The 3,652-nt window shown below is 65.1% G+C and carries 2 protein-coding genes; both read left to right on the top strand.

Annotation, left to right across the window (positions count from 1 at the left end; translation table 11 throughout):
- Positions 1–3: 3 nt before the first annotated feature.
- Positions 4–2,760 (top strand): M16 family metallopeptidase, encoded by a 2,757-nt coding sequence (locus ACT6Y9_RS09450; protein WP_443744340.1) that lies wholly within the window; start codon positions 4–6, stop codon positions 2,758–2,760.
- A gap of 170 nt (positions 2,761–2,930) precedes the next feature.
- The gene (locus ACT6Y9_RS09445) at positions 2,931–3,353 is read left to right on the top strand and encodes a GNAT family N-acetyltransferase (RefSeq protein ID WP_443744339.1); all 423 of its coding nucleotides are present in this window, start codon (positions 2,931–2,933) and stop codon (positions 3,351–3,353) included.
- The last annotated feature ends 299 nt before the right edge of the window (positions 3,354–3,652 follow it).

Raw genomic sequence — 3,652 nt, 5'->3', positions numbered from 1 at the left:
CCGATGCGATTTCTGAAGAATGTTCTGTTCGCCGCGGCCGCCGCCGCGGCGGCCGCGGGGGCCGCAGGCGCCGCCGCGGATGAGGAGAAGATGAAGATGAATGAACTGCCGACGCCCTGCGTCACGGTGGAGGGCATCACGGAGTACCGCCTTCCGAACGGCCTGAAGGTCGTTCTCTATCCGGACGCCGCCAAGCCCACGGCGACGGTCAACATGACCTACCTCGTGGGGTCGCGCCAGGAGAACTACGGCGAGACGGGCATGGCGCACCTGCTCGAGCACCTGATGTTCAAGGGCTCGAAGAACTATCCCAACCCGACCGCGGAGTTCACGCGCCGGGGCTTCCGCATGAACGGTTCGACCTGGCTCGACCGCACGAACTACTTCGTGAGCTTCACGGCTACGGACGACAACATGAAGTGGGCGCTCGGCTGGCAGGCCGACGCGATGGTGAACTCCTTCATCGCGCAGAAGGACCTCGACACCGAAATGACGGTGGTGAGGAACGAGTACGAGATGGGCGAGAACAAGCCCCTCTCCGTGATGATGAAGCGCATGCAGAGCGTGATGTTCGACTGGCAGAGCTACGGGCGCTCCACGATCGGCGCACGCAGCGACATCGAGAACGTCGAAATCGCGAACCTCCAGGCCTTCTACCACCGCTACTACCAGCCCGACAACGCGGTGCTCACCGTGTCGGGCAAGTTCGACGAGAAGAAGGTCCTCGGCTGGATCGCCGAGAGCTTCGGGCCGATCCCGAAGCCCACGCGCACGCTCCCGAAGGAGTGGACCGTCGAGCCCACGGCCGACGGCGAGCGCGAATTCTTCATCCGCCGCAAGGGCGAGGCGCAGTTGGTGGCGGTGGGCTACCGCATCCCGTCGGCGCTCTCGGACGACTACGAACCCACGGCCATGGCCGCGGACATCCTCGCCGACGCTCCGACCGGGCGCCTCTACAAGGCCCTCGTCGAGACGGGCATGGCGAGCCAGGTCTTCGGGTGGCCGATCGCCGCGCAGAAGCCCGGCTTCGTGATGTTCGGCGCCCTCGTGAAGAAGGGCGACGATATCGAGGCCGTGAAGACGAAGCTCGTCGACGAAATTGAGAACGCCTTCGCGCGCTCCCCGGTGACCGCTGAGGAGCTCAACCGCCAGAAGGTCGACCAGGAGACGATGTTCGAGCGCACGCTCTCCGACCCGGAGGAGTTCGGCGTGGACATCTCGGACTACATTGGTCTCGGCGACTGGCGGCTCTTCTTCGTGGATCGCGAGACCGTCAAGGCCGTGACGGCCGAGCAGGTTGACCGCGCCGCGGCGAAGTACTTCGTGCGCGACAACCGCGTGGTCGGCCTCTTCGTGCCGACCGACGACCCGAAGCGCGCCGAGATCGCCCCGGCCCCGAGCGCCGAGGAGGTGGTCTCGCGCTACACCTTCTCCGCCAAGGGCGCCGAGGTCGAAGCGTTCGACGCCTCGCAGGACAACATCGACCGCCGCACGAAGCTCGTGAACGTGAAGGGCGTCAAGATGGCGCTGCTGCCCAAGCAGACGCGCGGCGGCACCGTCGTGGTCAAGATGCGCTTCAACGTGGGCGACAACGCCTCGCTCGCGCGCAGCACGCTCCCGCTTCTCGCGAGCGCGATGATCACCCGCGGCACCAAGACGATGACGCGCGACCAGATTGAGGACGCCTTCACGGCCCTGAAGATCGAGGGCACGCCCTTCAGCTTCACGACCGACCGCGAGCACCTCGTGCCCGCGCTGAAGCTCATGGGCGAACTCTTCACCGAGTCCACCTATCCGCAGAAGGAGTTCGACACGCTTCTGCAGCAGACGATCGCGGGCTTCAAGGCGCGCTCGGACGAGCCTTCGACGAAGGGCCGCGACGCGATTTCGGCGCACTTCAACACCTATCCGAAGGGAGACGCCCGCTACCGCGAGCTCTTGACTGAAATCACCGCGGACCTCGAGAAGACCACGCTCAGCGACGTGAAGGGCTACTACGACCGCGTCTTCGGCCTCGAAAAGGGCGAGATTGCCGTCGTGGGCGACTTCGACGTCGATGAGGTCGTGAAGGCCCTTGAAGCGGACATCGTGGACCGCAAGCATGCCGCCGTTCCCTTCGAGCGCGTCGTCTCCGAATACCGCCCGGTCGCACCGGCGCGCTTCGTGATCGACACGCCCGACAAGGAGAACGCGATGCTCTTCGCCCGCGTCGACCTTCCGGCGAACCTCGCCGATGCCGACATGCCGGCCCTCATCACGGCCGATTGGATCATCGGCGGCTCCGACGGGCTCTCGAACCGCATCGTCAACCGTCTGCGCCAGAAGGAGGGCCTCTCCTACGGTTCGGGCTCGAGCATCACGATTCCGTCGTTCGGCAACCGCGCGAAGTGGTCCGTCGGCGCCATCGTCGCGCCGCATAACCTTGCGCAGGCCGAGAAGAGCCTCAAGGACGAGCTCGCGAAGGCCTTCCGCGACGGCATCACCGCCGAGGAGCTCGCCGAAGCGAAGAAGGGACTCATCGAGTCGCGCGCCGTCAACCGCGCGCAGGACGGCCTCGTCGCCTCCAACTGGGTGAACAACCTCGAGCGCGGCTGCACCTGGAAGTTCTCCAAGGAGACTGAAGAGGCGATCGAGAAGCTCACCGTCGAGGACGTCAATAAGGCGCTGCGCCGCTTTTGCGATCCGACGAAGCTCACCTTCGCCCTCGCGGGCGACGTGAAGAAGGCCCGCGACGCCGGGAAGGACTTCACGAAGGAATAAGACCCCTGAGCGTCCGCCGGACGGAGGGGGCTTCCCCGTCCTTCCGGCAGCTCGTTCCACGGTCGGCCTTGACGAGGCCCGCCTTCCCGGAGACGTCTCCGCGGAGTGCGGGCCTTTTTTCATTGGTTTTGTCGTTTTGCGCGCAGGCGCGCCGCAGGGAGTGAATGGAAATGGAGCTCAAGATTGAAAAGGGCGATTGGAAGGAGATGGAGCATCCGGCCGTGCGGGTGCGCTTCATGGTCTTCGTCGCCGAACAGAAGGTCCCGAAGGAGGAGGAGATCGACGCGCTCGACCCTGTGAGCACGCACTACGTCGCGCGCGACCACAACGGCATGGTGGTCGCCTGCGGGCGCCTCACGCCCGACGGGCACGTGGGGCGCCTCGCGGTGCTGAAGCCCTATCGCGGTCGCGGCGTGGGTGCGCGTGTTCTCGAGGCGATCCTCGAGGACGCGAAGGCGTGCGGGTTGAAGGAGGTGGCCCTCAAAGCCCAGACCCATGCCCGCGGGTTCTACGAGAAGTACGGCTTCAAGGCCGAAGGCGGCGTCTTCGACGAGTGCGGCATCGCGCACATCCGCATGCGGCTCGTCTTTTGAGCCGCATGAGCGGCCTGAGGATCGTCGCCTGCGACTATCTCTTTCAGGACGTGATGAAATGTTGCCGGGGGATTTACATACGTCAAGGCAATTAGTATCATCAGGGACTGACTACATAATCCCTTGATGATCGGTGCATGAGGCACCACGCCGGTCTTTTTGCCGCAGCGAACCCCGCAGCGCGCCGCTGCGGGCGGCCTTGCGCCGCCTTTCGGTGCCTCCCGCCGGACTTCGCCGGCAGGCGCCGCGTGTGCGTTGTCCGAAAGACATTCGAGAGAGAGAATCATTTGCGACGTGAT

This window comes from Sutterella sp. (genome assembly GCF_052272535.1).
GTDB lineage: Bacteria > Pseudomonadota > Gammaproteobacteria > Burkholderiales > Burkholderiaceae_F > Sutterella.
This window is presented reverse-complemented; position numbering and strand designations above follow the sequence as displayed.

Excerpts from the sequence above, each read along its gene's own strand:
- ACT6Y9_RS09445 (WP_443744339.1), top strand. The coding sequence starts at position 2,931 with ATGGAGCTCAAGATTGAAAAGGGCGATTGGAAGGAGATGGAGCATCCG.
- ACT6Y9_RS09450 (WP_443744340.1), top strand. The coding sequence starts at position 4 with ATGCGATTTCTGAAGAATGTTCTGTTCGCCGCGGCCGCCGCCGCGGCG.